At 68.5% G+C, this 17,201-nt stretch carries 13 protein-coding genes; 7 read left to right on the forward strand and 6 right to left on the reverse strand.

Features of this window, described 5'->3' with window-relative positions; all coding sequences use genetic code 11:
* Window positions 1-257: 257 nt before the first annotated feature.
* The 4 genes from JQX13_RS07370 to JQX13_RS07385 all read right to left on the reverse strand — a co-directional run bounded on the left by JQX13_RS07370 (window position 258) and on the right by JQX13_RS07385 (window position 5,919).
* Window positions 258-965 (reverse strand): hypothetical protein, encoded by a 708-nt coding sequence (locus JQX13_RS07370; protein WP_203408339.1) that lies wholly within the window; start codon window positions 963-965, stop codon window positions 258-260.
* A gap of 174 nt (window positions 966-1,139) precedes the next feature.
* The gene (locus JQX13_RS07375) at window positions 1,140-2,384 is read right to left on the reverse strand and encodes an MFS transporter (RefSeq protein WP_203408340.1); all 1,245 of its coding nucleotides are present in this window, start codon (window positions 2,382-2,384) and stop codon (window positions 1,140-1,142) included.
* A gap of 668 nt (window positions 2,385-3,052) precedes the next feature.
* Window positions 3,053-5,503, reverse strand: a complete 2,451-nt coding sequence (locus tag JQX13_RS07380) for an acylase (RefSeq protein WP_203408341.1) — start codon at window positions 5,501-5,503, stop codon at window positions 3,053-3,055.
* A gap of 197 nt (window positions 5,504-5,700) precedes the next feature.
* The gene (locus tag JQX13_RS07385) at window positions 5,701-5,919 is read right to left on the reverse strand and encodes a hypothetical protein (protein WP_203408342.1); all 219 of its coding nucleotides are present in this window, start codon (window positions 5,917-5,919) and stop codon (window positions 5,701-5,703) included.
* Between the two features lie 77 nt (window positions 5,920-5,996).
* Between JQX13_RS07385 and JQX13_RS07390 the strand changes: the two genes are divergently transcribed.
* Complete coding sequence (locus JQX13_RS07390; RefSeq protein WP_203408343.1) at window positions 5,997-6,455, forward strand: hypothetical protein; 459 nt, start codon at window positions 5,997-5,999, stop codon at window positions 6,453-6,455.
* 106 nt (window positions 6,456-6,561) lie between these two features.
* Window positions 6,562-7,875: an ISAs1 family transposase gene (locus JQX13_RS07395; RefSeq protein ID WP_203405779.1), complete on the forward strand. Its 1,314-nt coding sequence runs from the start codon at window positions 6,562-6,564 to the stop codon at window positions 7,873-7,875.
* Window positions 7,876-8,376: 501 nt separating this feature from the next.
* Here the strand turns inward: JQX13_RS07395 and JQX13_RS07400 are convergent.
* Together JQX13_RS07400 and JQX13_RS07410 are read right to left on the reverse strand one after the other, a co-directional pair.
* Window positions 8,377-9,564, reverse strand: a complete 1,188-nt coding sequence (locus tag JQX13_RS07400) for a hypothetical protein (RefSeq protein WP_203408344.1) — start codon at window positions 9,562-9,564, stop codon at window positions 8,377-8,379.
* A gap of 702 nt (window positions 9,565-10,266) precedes the next feature.
* Window positions 10,267-11,502 (reverse strand): ISL3 family transposase, encoded by a 1,236-nt coding sequence (locus JQX13_RS07410; protein ID WP_203408346.1) that lies wholly within the window; start codon window positions 11,500-11,502, stop codon window positions 10,267-10,269.
* An 832-nt stretch (window positions 11,503-12,334) separates the two neighbouring features.
* Between JQX13_RS07410 and JQX13_RS07415 the strand changes: the two genes are divergently transcribed.
* The 5 genes from JQX13_RS07415 to JQX13_RS07435 all read left to right on the forward strand — a co-directional run bounded on the left by JQX13_RS07415 (window position 12,335) and on the right by JQX13_RS07435 (window position 17,199).
* Entirely contained in the window at window positions 12,335-14,476 is a 2,142-nt protein-coding gene (locus JQX13_RS07415; protein WP_239014599.1) for a fibronectin type III domain-containing protein, read from the forward strand.
* 42 nt (window positions 14,477-14,518) lie between these two features.
* Window positions 14,519-15,355, forward strand: coding sequence for a transposase (locus JQX13_RS07420; protein ID WP_203408347.1), 837 nt, complete (start codon window positions 14,519-14,521; stop codon window positions 15,353-15,355).
* 89 nt (window positions 15,356-15,444) lie between these two features.
* Window positions 15,445-15,969, forward strand: coding sequence for a metal-dependent hydrolase (locus tag JQX13_RS07425; protein WP_203408348.1), 525 nt, complete (start codon window positions 15,445-15,447; stop codon window positions 15,967-15,969).
* A 6-nt stretch (window positions 15,970-15,975) separates the two neighbouring features.
* Window positions 15,976-16,533 carry an RNA 2',3'-cyclic phosphodiesterase gene (thpR, locus tag JQX13_RS07430; RefSeq protein ID WP_203408349.1) on the forward strand — a complete coding sequence of 186 codons (558 nt, stop codon included), beginning with the start codon at window positions 15,976-15,978 and terminating at the stop codon, window positions 16,531-16,533.
* A 45-nt stretch (window positions 16,534-16,578) separates the two neighbouring features.
* Window positions 16,579-17,199, forward strand: a complete 621-nt coding sequence (locus JQX13_RS07435) for a YiiX/YebB-like N1pC/P60 family cysteine hydrolase (protein ID WP_203408350.1) — start codon at window positions 16,579-16,581, stop codon at window positions 17,197-17,199.
* Window positions 17,200-17,201 lie beyond the last annotated feature (2 nt).

Consider the following 17,201-nt stretch of genomic DNA (forward strand, 5'->3'; position numbering starts at 1 on the left):
TGCTGCGGGACTCCCGGCGGAGCAGGAGCCAGGCAACGTGTCGCAATCGCATGTCAACTCCGCGGCGGGGTTCGGGATGCGGCCCCACGGACACCTCACGGCGGGAAAGTTCCCTCGCCGCGCCGTGGCGCATCCAGGTGCACGGCCTCTCCACCGGCCCGGTGCACGGCCCCTGCGGCCCCCATCCGCGGCCCCCCCTCGGCCCCTCCGCACCAACCCCCTCAACAACGCCCCTCTCCTTCTTATGCTCCGCGGGCTCAGCGCCCCGAGGCGGCGTGCCCCAGGCCAGCCTTCAGGTGCTTGTCGTAGTGCGCCTGCAGGGCGGCGAAGTACCCGCGCTCCTCCCTGAGCTCCGCGAGCAGCCGCTCCGTCAGCGACTTCACCTCGGCGCTCCCCTCCGCCTCGGGCGTGCGGGAGCCCGGATTCTTCGGGCTGAAGAAGGCGCGGGTGGCCTCGGCCATCAGCAGGCGGCTGCTGGCGAAGAGCCGGCGGAGGATCTGGTTGATGGGGCGCGAGTCCACCTCCACGCAGGCGGCGACGATGGCGTCGTGGACCTTCCGCGGCGTGTCTCCGTTCAGCGAGGCCGCATCCAGGTCCCCGCGCTCCACCGCGTGGGTGAGCAGGAAGCCGTGGTGCAGGGACAGCGAGGCCATGTCCACGCAGTCCTTCACCCAGAGGACGAAGAAGACCTTCCGGAAGATCTTCCGCACGGGAAACAGCAGCGCGCCCTTGAGGAAGCCCCTCACCGCGCCGCCCAGGGAGGTGCTCACGTGGGAGCCGGCGAGCACCTGCACGGCCGGGTCCGGCGTGGGCAGGCCGTGCTCCCGGAGGAGCTGCCGGACCATGCTCTCGCGCGTCTGGCGAAGGGCATAGTCGTCCAGGAACGGCACCGGAATGAGTGGCGTCAGCCCGGAGGCGACGGCGAGGAAGGCCACTCGGCCAGGCAGGGGCGGCAGGTCGTTCATGCCCTGTTCATATGCCAGTTCCGCCCGCTCATTGCGTGGCGGCGGGGGCGGGCTTCGGTGCTTTCGAGGTATTTCGCACGAAAAAGAACGGGTTGGTGGCGAACATCCTCCAGGGCCTGGGGCTCACGCCCCGCGCGGAGACGCCGGACCGTGGCGCCGCCCGCCGTGCCACGCTCAGGCGCCCTGTGGGCTTCGACGGAGGAGCAGCAGGCCCGCCACCGTCACGAAGGCCAGCGCGGACACCGCGAGCGACAGGTGGATGTTGGTGACACTTCCCAGCAGCCCCACGGTCACGCCGCTGAACGCGCGCAGGCCGGAGGCCGACATGGTGAAGAGCCCCAGCACACGGCCACGGATGGTGTCCGGCGCATTCAGCTGCACGAGCGCCTGCGTCATGCTGCTGAAGGAGAGCTCGAAGAACCCGGCCAGGAAGAGCACGAAGATGGCCACCGGATACACGCGGACGAGCGAGAACGCGAAGAGCGCGCATCCCCACAGCAGGGCCATCTTCAACGCGGAGGCGGGCTCGGTCCGCAGCCAGGACCCGCGTGTCTCGAGCAGGATGCCCGCGAGCAGGGCCCCGGCCGCATCCGCTCCCAGCAGGAGCGTATAGGTCGCGCCGGGATCTCCATGGCCCAGGTCCTGGGCGAAGCCCGGCATCTGTGCGTGGTAGCTGTTGCCGATGAAGAAGGACGCCGTCCCCGCCAGCAGCACCATGGCCCCGACCACGGGCACCTCGCGCACGTCGCGGACGGTCTGGATGATGTCGGCGAGGCCCCGGACGGCCCGCTTGGGGCCCGCCGCCACCCCGCGGAAGTGCCGGCCATAGGGTGCGCGCACCAGCCAGAGCAGCAGCGGCAGGTAGAACACCGTGTTGACGAAGATGCCCCAGGTGGGACCGAGCGTCCGCATGATGAGGCTGCCCACGCCGGGGCCCACCAGCACCCCGAGATAGCGGGCCGTCGCGTTCAGGCGGACCGCGCTGGGCAGGGAGCGGGCCCCCACGATGTCATAGAGCAACATCTGGCTGGAGGTGCCCCACAGCACGCCCGCGCAGCCGTGAATCGTGAGCAGGACCATGGCGTGCCACACCTGCAGGGAATCCGTGACGAAGAAGTAGCCCCACCCCACGGAGGCGATGATGAAGAGCACCATCCCGCACTGGATGAGGCGCCTGGAGTCGAACCGGTCATTGAGCGCGCCCACCGGCACCGAGAACATCAGGAAGGGCAGCCAGTGGGACACCACCGCGAACCCGCCCAGCGCCGCCGAGTGGAACTTCTGGAACACCACCCAGTAGCTGATCACGTGCTCGATGTTGTCGGCCATCATCGCCAACATGAACGTGAGCAGGAAGGTTCGATAGCCCGGGGTGCGCAGCGCGCTCGACTCGGGGACTGCGTCCGCAGTGGAGATCATGGATGTTCACGCACAGGAGAGCGGGAAGTCCACCCTACACCAACTCACGTCACGGGACCGACACAGTCCCCGCCCGCGGCGTGTCACCGGCTCGTACCGCCAGGTCCTGCGCTGCACGTACGCGAGCGCCTGCGAGGTGTCCCCCCAGCCAGCGCCATGGTTGGTCCCGGGGAAATGTCGTGGGCTGCTACGGCCGGATGCCGAGCACGCCTTCCACGATGCGCTGCTCGAGGAACCCCGCTTGATGCAGTTCTGGCAGTCCCGACAGCAGCCGCACCCGGCGCCTGGCGTTGAGCACCGCATAGAGGTCATCGACCGAACGAGCGGAGCCATTCTTGTCTGTGCTACGTCACTGGGCCTGGTAGAGCAGCACCAGGGCAGCCCCCCCTCCTGAGGGCCGAACCCGCCGCAGGAGCCCCAGCCGAGGAGGTCCTGGAACTGGCCGATGCCGCCCGGGAGAGGCATCGCCGCCAGCGGCCCAGCCGTCGACGATCGGTGCGCCCCCATCAGGACGACGGGCGTTCGCCACGATCGCAAGGAGGTGGTGCGCCACCGCGGAATCCGGAGGAACCCGACGGGAGGAGCGCGAGAACGAACCGACCATGCGGGAGGGCCTGGCGCACTCCCGCATGGTGGTCTGGCCGCTTTTGGACCTGAGCGCGCTGGAGTCAGTCCCCCGCGAGCGTCGTCGTCTCGAGCGACGGGTCCTGCGCGATGTCCTGCTCCGCGAAGGCGATGGGACGCCACTGCTTCTCGGAGAAGCGCTCGAGCTGGTTGCGGTACAGGTCCGACGCCGGGTCCGCGCTCTGCCCGTAGGTGAGGAAGGCCCGGGCGCGGGGGCCGTTGTCGGTGTACTCCAGCGCCATCAGGAAGCTGGTGCCCGAGTTGATGACGTAGCCGTCCTCGGTGAGCCCGGTCGCGTTATCGAGCACGGTGCCGCGCGGGGTGGTCGGCTCCAGCGAGGTGTTGCTGGTGGCGTCGTAGGAGCAGATGTTCGTCACGCCGTCCACGTCGACGCCGCCGTGCAGGGCAACGCGCTCGGTGCCACGCGGGGCGTATTGGGCCTGGCCCAGCGGGGTGCTCACCTCGAGGCCCGCGGCCCTCAGCTTCAGCACGGCGGCGGCCAGCTTGTCCGCCAGCGGATCCGCCCCCGTCTCCGGGCGGGGCTTCAGGGTGTTGGGCGTGGTCAGCGGCGCGCTCGGCGAGAAGGGCGTGGCGAGCAGGGGGCCGGCGTTGAGGAGGGCGCTGTAGGTGTACGCGCTCATGAGCTGGCGCCACAGGGCGGCGCCCACGCTGTCGACGTCGTAGCGTCCGTTCCAGGCCGCCAGCACGTCGCAGGCCTGCGTCAGGTCCACCGTCAGCCCTTCGGCGGTGCCCGTGGGCGAGGCCTTGCAGCGCCGCACCACGTCCGCTAGCAGCAGCTCGGCGGTGGAGCTGCGGTTGGAGAGGATGGCGTCCTGCAGCTCCTCGAGCGTGAAGCGCCCGTCCGCGCCGGAGGCACCTCCCTCGCTCACCTCGGTGAGCAGCTGGGCGTTCATGCGCGTGCGCGGCGTGCGCGGCGTGCCCTCCTGGCCCTGGAGCGGCGAGAAGCCCGTCAGGGGCTGCGCCGGGTTGGCCAGCCAGTGGCTGTCATTGGAGTTGAAGACGAAGTCCCGGCGCTGGAGCTGTGGGGCTCGGGCGAAGGGAATCAGGCCCGGGCTGCGCGCGCCCGGCTCCTCCACCCACTCGTCGCGGGAGGTGCTGCCGTCCAGCAGCACGACGCTCGACCTGAGCAGCCGTGCCTGCGGCGAGTCGGGATTGGCCACCGCCGTTGCCCAGGCCTGGAGCGTCTCCGGGCGCAGGTTGGGCGTGGCCGCCGCGTCCGCGTACCAGACGTCGCCCTCCGGCGTCGTCGCCATCGTGTGCACCCAGGGGATGCCGCCCACGTTGGCGAACACCTGCTGGAACTCCTCCAGGCTGTTGGCCCGGCTCATCCCCAGGAACTGGGCGATGAGGGACTCGTTGTCCAGGTTGGCGTCGCGGTAGCTGAGGGTGAGCTGGCTGCTCCAGCCGATGCCCGCGAGCGAGATGATGGGGCCGTGGTGGCTGCTGTAGTAGGTGCGCGTCATTTCGGTCAGCGAGCCGTCCGGCTGCCGCACCTGGAGGGTGATGGGACGCGCCGTCATGTCCCGCACCTGGCCGTCGTAGAAGTAGGAGGTAGGCTTGCCGGGCACGAGCGGCAGCGTGTAGGCGGTGAAGCGCGCGCCGAGCGATACGGTGTGCGTCCACGCCACGTGCTCGTTGAAGCCGATGAGCACGCCGGGTACGCCGAGGAGGCCCACGCCGTACACGTTGAGCTTGCCCGGAACGGTGAGGTGGCTCTCCCACAGCCGGAGCTCACCTTCCCAGGGGAAGTGGGGGTTGGCCACCAGCATGCCGCGCCCGCTCTCCGAGCGCTCCGCGCCCAGGGCCCAGCCATTGCTCCCAATCTTCGTCGCGTCCACCTCGCGCAACAGCGGGAGGCTCTCGGACTGGAGGGTCGCGCCAGTGCCAGGAGGCTGCGCGGCGGCGATGGCGCCCAGCAGCCGGTTGCCGCTGAGCAACAGTCCCAGCGCGCGGTGGTAGGCCGTCAGGTCCACCTCGGTGATGGGCTTCACCCATGGCTGGCCCGCGCAGGGCAGGCGCTCGGCGAGCGGCAGCGAGAGGAAGTGATTGAAGCCGGCCACGTACCCGGAGATGAGCTCGCGCACGTCCTCGGGCTCGCGCGACCAGGACTCCTCGGCGCGCCGGGGCAGGTCCAGCACCCGGAAGGCGAAGTCCGTGGCCACGTTGACACCGTTGGGACCGGCGCCGAGGTAACGGGCCCGCTCACCGCGCACCTTGAGGAGCTGGTCGAGCAGGGTGCAGGCGTTGTCCTGGGCGAAGGCATAGCCCTGGCCATAGCCCGCGGAGCCCAGGTCCCTGGCGGTGATGTGGGGCACGCCGAAGCCGGTGCGGCGGATGGTGGCCTGATAGCGGGCCGGGGAGTCCGGCTCCGGCTCCGGCTCATCGCAACCGGTGGCGGTGGCGGCCAGTGCGAGCGCCAGCAGGGTGGGTCTCAAGGAGAGGCGGAAGGGATGGGAGTCGCTCAGTGGGGTCATGTCCGATGGGGTGTGTGAAAGGGGACTGCGACGGCTCTGATAGCCCATGGGCCTGACGCGGGGAAATGACGAGCACGGGAATCCATCCCGAGAAGTCGGGCGGCGGCTCCCCGGGTTGGCTGAAGAAGATGAGGACCACCAGAGGACGATGGTTCGCACGCTGCTTCGCATGGGGTGGCTTCATGCCTTCAACCGCGTCAGGATTCTCGAGCTCCTGGCGGGGCGCTGCGACTGAGACGGCGAAGGGAGAGCTCCGCCAGCAGCAGGACCGGGGCCAGCAGCACGGCGCTGAACCAGCTCAGCGTATAGGCGATGCCGAGGACGAGGCGGGAGTTGTCTCCCTCCAGCGTGCCGGACAGCAGGCCCACGGCATCGCGGCCACCGAACAGGTGCAGCAGCAGGAAGAGCGCGTCCATCAGGTGCTCGCGGATGCGCTCACGAGCGATGATAAGGTCAGCGCTCGCCTCACCGGGCGTCTGGGAGAGGATCGTACATGCGCTGGCTCTTCATCATCCCGCTGGGGCTGCTCGCCACAGGCTGCTTCGCCATGGCCATCGTGTTTGGCGTACAGGCCATCGACCTTCAGGCCCACGCCTTGCGCATCCCCGGAATCGTCATCGGGCATCGCCAGGATACGTGCAGTTCCACGGACAAGAACAACCGAAGCATTTCCTACACGTGTTTCCAGAATCGCGTGCGCTACGAAGTGCAAGGAGTCACTCGGGAAGCTCTTGCCGAGGGGGAGCGCAGGCGCGAGAAAGACAACCTGGGCGCGGGGGTAAAGCTCCTCGTGGATACGCGCACGGAGCCCTTCAGGGTGCACCTCGAGGATTCCGGGCCATGGATTGTCCCCGTCCTCGGCCTGGTGTTCGGCACCCTCTGCCTCGGGTCAGGCTTGATTCAAAGTCCCACGGGAGAGGTCATCCCACCCGGGCCTACGGCTGAAGTATAGTCCCGCCTACAGGCGCCCACCGGAGGCGAGCAGCCGCGGGCAGATCGCGAGGGGGAGCGCCAGCACAGAGCCGGAGACGGGCCGGACAGGTCCGGGGAGAAGAAGGATGAGTGGGAAGAAAAACCGGGGCGGGAGGACTGGCGGGCCATCCACACCCCAAGCGGGAAACGGGAAGGGGAAGAAGGACGAGCAGGAAACCCCCTCCCGCGTGCAGAGGATGATGGCGAGCCTGGGGCTGACATTCAAGGAGGTAAAGGACCCCCGGGCCCGCCGGGGACAGAGGCACCCGCTGGCGGCGATGTTGATGCTGCTGGTGCAGGCGCTGGCGGTGGGGCGGCGGGTGTTGAGGCATGCCGAGGCGCTGGGGGAGGACATGCTGCGCGAAGGCACGGCGCCCGAGGGGCTGAAGCGGCCGGTGTCCGACACGACGTTGGATAGGCTGCTGGGGAAGTTGGAGCCAGAGGGGTTGGAGCAGGAGGTGCACCAGATGGTGCACCGAGGCCTGGAAGTGGGGCTGATACGCCATGAGCTCTTCGCCCGGGGCGTCGTCAGCATTGACGGGAAGGCAGGGGAGAGCACGCCGGGGCAGCCGCCGTGCGAGCCGAGCCACACGACGAAGGATGAGCAGGGGCGGGAGTACTGGTACCCGTACGCGCTGCGCGCCAGTCTCACCAGCAGCGCGGCCCAGCCGGTGCTCGACCAGAAGTTGCTGGAAGGCAAGCAGGGAGAGGCGACGGCGTTCCCGGAGTTGTTCAAACGGGTGGTGGAGAAGTTCGGGCGGCATTTCGAGTACGTGACAGTGGACGCGGGAATGACGAGCGCGGCCAATGCGCGGGTGGTGAGGGAGGCGGGCAAGCACTACCTGATGGCGCTCAAGGAGAACTTCCACCGGCTACATGACAAGGCGTGGGTGGCGCTGGCGGTGGCGCCAGTGAAGGTGCGCACGCGCGAGCGGACGAGCGGGGAGTGGGTGGAGAGGGAGTTGAGGGTGGTGGACAAGCCGCCAGAGGAGGACTTTCCCGGCGCCCAGCAATGGGTATGGGTGAGGCAGACGCGAACCAGAGACGGCGAGCTGCCGAAGGTGGAGACGCGGCTGTTCCTCACCTCCATTCCCACAGGGCAACTGTCCCCGGAGCGGATGCTGACGCTGGTACGCCGGCACTGGGGGATTGAGAACGGGCCCAACTGGACAGCGGACGTGGTGCTGGAGGAGGACAGCGCCTCGCCCAGCCTGCGAGGCAATGCACCCCTGGTGCTCAGCTGGCTGCGTTTGCTGGCCTACAACCTGCTGGCCCTGGTGCGCACGCACCTGCCGACTCGCGACAAACGGCCCCAAAGCTTCGCACGCACCATGGAGGTGCTCTACCAGGGCCTGTTGGGTCTGGCCGTGCTGCCCGAGAGTCTGGCCACACTTGCCTGAGCGCCCGCCAGCTGCTCCCGCTCCGGCCTTCCCGCGCCTCTTCTCCCCTGGCTGTTCGGCCTGTGTACCTTCACTCCTGTCCTTCCACGGCGCCCCTCTTTCAGGCGCCGTCCGGAGGGATGCTCCCTCTTTGCCTGTGAATGTCTGGACTTGCTCTCCGCCTCTTCAAAACCTCTCCTATGGACTTTGGATCAATCCTGCTGCCTCGGGTTGGCGATCCTCATCTTCAGACATCCGTGGTGAACCCTCGTCGGCCAGGGCGCGCAGCAGCGCCAGAGTCCTCGACCGGCGAGGGGGCCCCGGCATCGAGCCGAGGCCCCCCTGCCACGACTGGACCGTCAGTGAATACGAGCCATGGGCGGGCACACGCGAGCGACGGCCCACCCTCTTTTCGGGCAGGCCTTGGTTCAGCCCTGGAGCACTTCTCGAGCTCCAAGAGGAAGGGAATCCATCTTGGGAACGCCATCCACACCCCGTGTGAGGGCGCCTTTTCCTGGAGGGCTAATAGACGCCGATGAGGCGCGCCCGGTACTCGAACGTTGATTGCTCCAAGAGCTTGGGCTCGAGGAGCAGATCGAGGGGAATCATGAGCAGGCCCGAGGTCATTGAGGACGCGATCGCCTTCGTCAACCTCCCGGGCGGGTGGTGCCAGCCCTCGACCAGCCATCGGGTCCTGAGCTCCTCCTCATCCCGGATCACCTCGGGAGGGGGTGGCTTCAGCTCACCCAGGGAGGCGGGCACGACCTTCAGCACGAACGCATCGAAGAGGCGATTTCCCGAGCCCTGCTCGAGTCTGGCGCCCAGGAGCGATCCACTTCGGGAGTGGCGCAGCTCGAGCTTGACCGTGAGCAACGCGCCCCGGCTCTCCAGCGCCTCGAGTGTCTCGCGGGCCTGCGCGGGCCCGATCATTCTGAGGACCGCCTCCGGATCGTCCCTGAATAGCGAATTGAGCTTCTCGCTATGCAACGGCGTGCGGGAGGGAGGTGAGTACCCCGGCCCACCCGTCCGGCCGTATTCCTCGGCGGCCTCGGTGTAGTTCTTCAAGAGGCCCGCGAGGGGATTGTGGATGCCGAGCTGCGCGGGCGTTCCTCCATCCGCCCGCGCCAGGGCTCCCTCGAGTGAGTCCCGAGCCTCTTCCAGGTAGGGATGCCCTCCGATGCCCCGGGCACGCCCTTCCGCCATGTCGTCGTCGAGCCAGTTCTGGACGCGTGCGGTGAGCCGCTCCGATTCCTCTTCCGGCGACTCGGGCCGGAGCTCGGGATCACCCGGGCGCAACGTCCTCCCGCGTGACTCCGCTGGCCCCACCGCGACGGACCCCTCCGAGGGCGGCGCCGTCATCCAGGACGGGACGAGCACGGGCGCACGCGGCACGTCGGCTTCCGCCGTCCCGGCGAGGGGTGGGTCCGAGGGCTCTTTCACGGGCGCCGCGCGTGGGCGCTCGGCGCGGGTGGCGGGCCGGGTGCGCTTGGGGCCCTTCGCGGGAGGGGGTTTCGGCACCTCGGCGACGGACGGCCGCGCCTCGATGAACTCCAACTCCACGGAGAGCGGCTCCGGCTCCGCCCGCGTCAGGGCAGGAGCGGGGGGAACCGGCTCCACCTCCAGCCACAGCCAGACCCCGAGCAGCAGGTGCAGGAGCACCGAAACGAGCAGGGGAAGAGAAAGCCTGTCGCGGGAAGCGCGTGCACTCATGACGGTGACCATCCTCGACTCCCGAGGGCGTCACGGACAAGCCCCTCTCCCCTTCCCCGAGTGGGAATGCCCTCCGGGCGACGAAGCTGCTCAACAACCCGTACACCATGGGCCTATGAGCTGGGAGTGCCGCGGCCGTGAGCCCCGGGGTGGATGCCCGGCGTCAGACAGAGGGGGCGTCGGGAATCCAGGAGCCGTGGAGCCCCAGGCCACGCTGGAGCGCCAACTCGTGCAGTAGGCTGAACGGCGGCTCGACCCGAAGGTCCAGGGCCTGGTGGCGAGGCACGAGTGCGCTTCTGGACCCGGCTGCACGGACTGCTCAGCCTGGAGCTCCTGGGTCACTTCGCGGTCATGGGCATCGACCCCGCCCTTCTCTACACGGCCGAGGTCGATGCCCTGCTCGGCGGCGAGGAGCCTCCACGGGTCTTCGGTACGTCGAGTGGGCAGGGTCGAGGAACCGAGGCCGTGCGCACGGGGAGGACTTGGGGTTCAAGGGTGTGCGGAGCCGCGCGATGGCCATGGGACGCAAGTCCCCGCGAGAGTTCGAGGCATGAATGAGACAGGGGCACGACCTGGGGTGCCAGAAAGCCGCGGCTGTGCATGACAGGGCGCCTGGCTCCGCTGCCCTGCTGGCCGGGTTGCAGTCGAATCTGTCGGCGCTCCGGAGCTCGGTCCCCAGCTGCCTGCTTCTACTGCGAGGGGCTACGCCGCTACTGGCAGGGGCGGAGTCAACTCCATGCCTCCGCAGCACAGCAGTATCATCGCCCTGAATGCCTTGGGATTGCGGAAGCCATAGGCGCGACGGATGAGGGCTCGAATCTTGTTGTTGATTCCCTCCACCACTCCGTTGCTCAGCCCCGTCTCGACATAGGCGAGAATGCCGTCCTTGTGCCGCTGGACTGTCTTCGCCAGCTTCGCGAAGGGGGCGAGCCTGGAGTGGCTGGCCCACTGACACCACTTGTCCAGGTGCTCCGAGGCCCGCTTGGGCCGCACGTAGTCCATGCCCCGTGCCAGGCTCTCCTTGAGCAGATAGGCCCGGTAGAGCGTCTGGTTCGTCTTCTTCAACTCGCTGAGCTTCTCTCCCTGGCGCACCGTCAGGTTCCACGGATTCTTCAGCAGCGCCCAACGGCTGTGCTTGAGCGCCTTGCCCTCCTGGCTCCCCGCCTGCTCCCGCACCTGCTGCCGGCGCACCGTGTCCAGCGCTTCGTTCGCCAGCTTCTGCACGTGGAAGCGGTCGAACACCTTGCGCACGTGTGGGGCCCGGTTGCCCACCGCCTTGCTGAAGGCCGCCGACAGGTCCATCGTCGCGTGCGTCAACTCCTTCGTCCTCTCCTCTCCCAGCTCGTCGAAGAAGCCGTTGAGCGTCTCTTCGCTCTTCCCCTCCGCCACCCAGACGACTCGCGAGCGCAGGTGGTCCACCACCAGACTCACGTACTGGTGCCCGGCGCGCCAGCCCAGCTCGTCCACCCCAATGACTTGCAGCCCCTCCAGGCGCCCAGGCGACAGGCGCTCCTCCACCAGCCGCTCGATGATGGTGCCCACCGTGCGCCAGTTGATGCCCAGCAACCGGCAGATGGACGACTTGTCCAGGCGTTGCGCCTGCCAGGCCACCAACTCCTCGAAGCCGTGCGTGAAGCTCGAGCCGTGCGCCGCCCAGGGCACCCGCTCCACCCTCACTCCATGCTCCCGGCAGCGCACCCGGCGCGGGGCGTACCGCAGCCAGAAGATGGTTTCTCCCAGCGCCAGGTGCCGCCACAGGCGCCCGGGTTTCGTGTCGTAGCCTGGGGCGGGCCGGCCGCACACTCCACAGCGCGGCTTGCGCTGGCGGGGGCGCACCTGCACCACCAGTCCCCCGGGCCCCATCTGCACCCCGCGCACGCTCATCCCCTGGATGCGCAGCACGCGCCCCATCACCTCCCCCACACTCGGCCCCGCCACTCCCCGCCTCCCCGCCAGCACTCGCAGGGGCGGCACGCACTGCAACTCCGCGACCAGGGCTCTTGCGAGAGTGACAGCCACCTCTCCGCACTGCCCCTCTCCCATCTCTCACCGGAGACCCTCCGTCCATCCTGTCGCGCCCACCTCAGCTACAGAAGATCCGGCGAGAGCAGGAGGGGTGAGAGCGATTGTGAAGAACCTGGGACTGCCCACGGCAGGAGCGAGGCAGGTCCCGGCGAGAGGGCCTCCTCAGGCCGCGTGGTGTTGAGGCGCGAGCCGCCCGGGACAAGAGAGCCAGGCCCCTGCCGCGCACCTCATGGGAGGGAGGCCAGGGCTGGGGTGTCCCAAGGGGCTGCGCGGCTTGTGCACCGCCCTGCAGCACTGCTCGAGCGGCCCCCGTCAGCGGCCCTCCTCGGCCCCTGCGCTCCAGCCCTCACCCTCAACATGGCCTCTATCCCGCCCATACGCCGGAGGCTTCATGCGCCACAAGAGACTTCATCGGCCGTGCGCGCCGTCCTTCCGCTGGCGGTGGGGTTCGAACAACACGGGCGGGTCGTGGTACCCGACGTATCCCCAGATTTCGAACCACTCGGATACGCGCATCGTGGTCACCCACTCCACGATGGAGTGACGGAGCGCCGCTCCGACCCGCGGCGACGTGGTGAAATGTGGTTTGGCCTGAGGTGGTGCGGGGTGCCGCGAAGAAATCGCCGGCACCCGTGCGCCACCTGGCTTCGGGCCGTGTCTCCGGAGTGGAACGCTGAGTGATAATGACAATTCAACATCGAGCTGAGTCCTTCGTGATACGTGCAGAACAATCGGGAGCTCGTCTGTGAGAATCGCCACCCTCGTCCTTGCCTGTGCTTTATGTGCCGCTTCGAGCCTCGGTTGCGACGGCCCTGCCTCCGACACCCAGCCCCCCACGGCCCCTGGCGCTCTGACGGGTCTCGAGCTCTCGTCCAGCGCCGTCGAACTGTCGTGGAGCGCGGCGACCGACAACGTGGGGGTGACAGGCTACCTGGTGCTTCGTGATGGCACCCAGGCTGGCACGGTGTCCGCAACGGAGTTGAGCTATCGGGACAGCGGCCTGGCCTCCGGCACAACCTACTCGTATACGGTGAAGGCCCAAGACGCGGCCGGCAACGTGAGCCCGGCCTCCAACACCGCCAGCACCGCGACCCGTTCGCTCTCCACGGATGCGACGCCGCCCTCGGCACCCAACACCCTGAAGGCGACCGCCGCTTCGTCCGGACAGGTGAACCTGACGTGGGGCGCGGCCACGGACGACGTGGGCGTGACGGGCTACATCCTCTTCCGCGACGGAACCCAGGTGGGCCTGGCACCCGGGACGGCGTTGGCCTACCAAGACGGTGGCCTGGTCCCCAACACCAGCTACTCGTATACGGTCAAAGCCCAAGACGCTGCTGGCAATGTGGGGCCTGCGTCCAACGTGGCGACCGCCACCACTTTGGCTGCCCCGACTGGCTGCGGCTGTACGGGCAACCCGGGAACCCTCACCCGCGACGTGAGCGGGCCGTGCATTCGCTACGCGGCACCGTCGGGGGCGGCGAACGACATCGTGTTCCGTTTTGACTCGCCCTACACCTGCGGCACCTACGTGAACGGCGACTACTGGGTGGTCGTCGGGTCGAGCGGACGCGTCAACATCACCGGCATCTCTCCCGCCGCCTCCGGCGGCCGTCACGGCGCTGGCATCAACCCCGACGGCAGGATCGGTGCTTCTCAGTCCTGGGACAGCCGGTTCCGGAATTACAAAGCGGGGCTTACGTTCCCCTATGCCGCCAAGGCGGGAGACGCGGTGATCAAGTACGTCTCGAGGGACTCCACCTCCACGATGAAGACCCTGGGACAGTTCGCGGCCGTGGTGACGGTACTCGCCGCGCCGCCAGCGGATCCGGCCAATGAATTCAGGCCCCCCTATGTTGGAACCTATCGGCCGGTTTTTTCCGCGACGAAGCTCCGTATGGACCGTCTCTCGCGCCTGCCGAACACGGGGGCGGTGAAGTCCAATTCCATCAGCCAGCAGACGGCCGAAAAATGGACTCAACATCTCCGCCTCGACTACACGGCAGACAGCGTGGACAACGACATCATGCCGCCGGCGGACGCCAACCCCAATGGCAAGTCCTGGTCCGGCGACATCTGGCAGTTCGACACCGAGCTCCTGGGCTGGCTCAACCTGGCGGATGTCTGCGGCAGCCCTCCCTGCACGGCGCAACAGGACAACGAGGCCAAGCTGAAGACCCTCATCGGCTACGTCCAGCACGGAATCGATGTCTGGGCCACCCAGCACATGGGAGTCAGCTTCGAGCGAGGAGGCGGCGGCAACGGCGCTGGAAAGCTGCTCACCTGGGTCTGGGCGGCAACGCTGCTCGACGAGCCCCAGCTCTCCATGGACTTCGCCACGCTCAATGCGGGCCACTTCTTCGAGACGTCGTCCTATTACCGCGGCGCGAACAACGTGGCACTCTGGGGACAGTTGACCGGCAGCGAGCAGGAATATTGGGATGACGTCGCGGCTCCCCCGGGTTTGACCAAGACGATCCGGGATCCGTACGGCTATATCGACGGTGGGGCCATCCCTGGCACTTCGTATCAAGACAACACAGCCATGCAGACGAAATACACCGCGATGCTCATGCGGCTGATGCCCGCGCTTCGCAACCGCTGGCCGCTCAACGCCAGCGTGATTCTCGACTACGCAGATCGATGGGTGAACGTCGGAGCATGGGCCAAGCCGGATCCTTGCGCGCCCCGCTCGGGCACCTACGGCGTCAACTACGGCCCCAACGGCAGTGGCTCCTGCGTCGCCGGCTCGGGCCGGTTCCCCACGGGCCACGGGTACAACAAGGACGGAGGCAATCGCAGCGACGCCTTCGGCAACGCGTTCTGGAGTGCCTACCGGGCGTGCGCTGAGACCTGCACGTGCCCGAACCAGTCGTGCGTTCCCTAGGAGCGTGTCGGAGAACCCCACCGCTGGGGGTGGGGTAGAGGGGTGACGCCCCAGGTGGTCCTTCATCTGGGGGCGTACACCAAGGAGTGCGGCCAGCCGCCCTACCACCCGGTGATGATGACGTTGCTGCTCATGTACGCCTACACGCGCGGCATTACGAGCAGCCGGGAGATTGAGCGGCGGTGCGAGACGGACATCGCCTTCCGCTACCTGACGGGAGGAGAGCGGCCCGACCACGACACGGTGTGCGCCTTCCGGGTGAGACACCTGGAGGCCTTCCGAGCCCTCTTCGTGGACACGCCGCGGGTGGCCAGCCAGTCGGGGCTCGAGAAGGTGGGGCACCTGTCGGTGGACGGCACGAAGATGAAGGCCAACGCCAGCAAGCACAAGGCCATGAGCTACGGGCGAATGGACGAGGCGATGGAGAAGCTGGACGAGCAGGTGGCACGCCTGCTGGCGGAGGCCGAGGCGCTGGATGCACAGGAGGACGAGCGCCACGGCAAGGGACGGCGTGGGGACGAGCTGCCCGAGGAGATGAAGAATCCAAAGAAGCGCGCCGAGCGGCTGCGGGAGGCGGCGCGCCAGGTGGCGGCGGAGAAGAAGGTGGCGCTGGCGGTGGAGAAGGAGAAGCGCCGGGAGAGGATTGGCCAGGCGAAGCAGGAGTTGGAGGAGCAGGCCAGGAAGAAGGCCCAGGCCGAGGGCAAGGAGCCCGAGGAGGCGCAAGGTGCGAGGAGAATTCTCGCTGGCGTGCGCCGTCCACAACCTCAAGAAGATGTGGAAGCAGGGTTGGGCGCTGCCTGGCCTGGCCGCGCAGGCCGCGTAGCGGCGAGGTCGCCGCGAGGCGGCACGACGAGTGGTCGTTTCGTCCTCCCCTCATGACCACTGCGCCTGTAGCGCCATATGGTGCCTGCTATGCGTCACTGTCCCTCTGGCCGATTCCCCGACACGCGCCTAGCCTGTGAGGCCGCATGGCGAGCATCGGTCACGTGGCGGTGGGAATGGCACTCGGACGTCTCGGCGCGGGAGCGGCACCGCCGGGGCGTGTGGCCGCGTCCATGCTGGTGTTGTCCGCGCTGTCCATGCTGCCGGACGCGGATGTCATCGCCTTCAAGCTGGGGATTCCCTACGCGGCGACGTGGGGACACCGGGGAGCCTCGCACTCGCTCTTCCTCGCGGCGGTGGTGGCCCTGGGGATGGCGGCCGGAACGCGCATGGCCCGAGGGCCGGCACTGAAGGTGGGGCTGCTCAGCTTCGCGGCCCTGGCGAGCCATGGACTGCTGGACGCGATGACCACGGGCGGCCTGGGCGCCGCGCTCCTCTGGCCCATCAACAACCTCCGCTACTTCTTCCCGCTGCGCCCCATCCCCGTGGCCCCCATCGGCGCGGGCATGCTCTCCACGCGGGGCCTGTACGTGGTGATGGTGGAGCTGGTCCTGTTCCTGCCCTTCTGGGCCTACGCGCTCTGGCCCCGTCGCCGGACAGTGCAGATCTGATCCCCCATGCGCCTCTTCGTCGCCGTCACGCTTGGGAAGACCATCGAATCCGAGGCCACCGCGGCCCTCCAACGTCTCAAGGGCCTGGCGCCTCGAGTGCGCTGGGTGCCGCCAGCCAACCTGCACCTCACCCTGAGCTTCCTCGGAGAGGTGGAGGCCGAGCGGCTGCCCGCCGTGAAGGACGCCCTGATGGGCGTGGGACCGAAACACGCCCCCCTGGTGCTGACCATCGAGGGTGGGGGGAGCTTCGGCTCGCCATCGCATCCCCGGGTGCTATGGGCGGGAGTGGGCGGAGACACGAAGGCCCTGGGGGCGCTGCAGGCGGATGTCGCCGGAGCGCTGAAGCCGCTGGGCTTCGAGCCCGAGCACCGCGAGTACGCCGCGCACCTCACGCTGGCGCGGGCGAAGGTCCCCCGGGGAGACCGGGAGCTGGCCGAGTGCGTGCGCGCGCTCCAGGACGCGAAGTGGGGCGAGGCACGGGTAGACCGGCTCGTCCTCTTCGAGAGCCTGGGTGGCCAATACCATTCGCGCGCCGAGGTCCCCCTGGCACCCACCATGCAGTGAGGACCGGCCGGGCGCGGAGGTCGCGCCAGAAAGGACCGGGTTTCGATGCGTTGGCGGATGCTCTCGGTGCTGCCCCTGTTGCTCCTGGCCCACGGCGCGGTCGCCGCGCCACAGCCGCTCGAGGCGAAACTGAGGACGGGGGACCTCGTCTTCCACACCTCGCGCTCGCGGCAATCGGCGGCCATCCAGGCGGCGACGGACAGCCCCCTGTCACACGTGGGACTGGTGGAGGTGACGCCTTCGGGAGTGTTCGTGGTGGAGGCGGTTCAGCCGGTGCAGCGGGTGCCGTTCGCGAAGTGGAAGGCGCGCGGGATGAACGGGCGCATCCTGGTGCTGCGGCCCGAGCAGCTCGCCGAGGAGAAGCGGGAGGCGGCGGTGGCGGAGGCCCGGCGGCACCTGGGCAAGCCGTACGACTGGCGCTTCGGGTGGGGGGACGAGGCGATGTACTGCTCGGAGTTGGCGCGCAAGGCGTACTCGGCCGCCGCGCAGGTGGATTACGGCAAGCTGGAGCGCCTGGGCACACTGAACGTGAAGAAGCTGGGGCCCGCCATCCGGGAGCGCTACGGCGGGAAGGTGCCCCTGGAGCTGGAGCTCATCACCCCGGCGAGCCTGGCCGCGGACGAGCGCCTCACGGTGGTGCACTCGGACTTTCCGGGTGTCCGCTGAGA

It is taken from the genome of Archangium violaceum (assembly GCF_016859125.1).
Classification (GTDB): Bacteria; Myxococcota; Myxococcia; order Myxococcales; family Myxococcaceae; genus Archangium; species Archangium violaceum_A.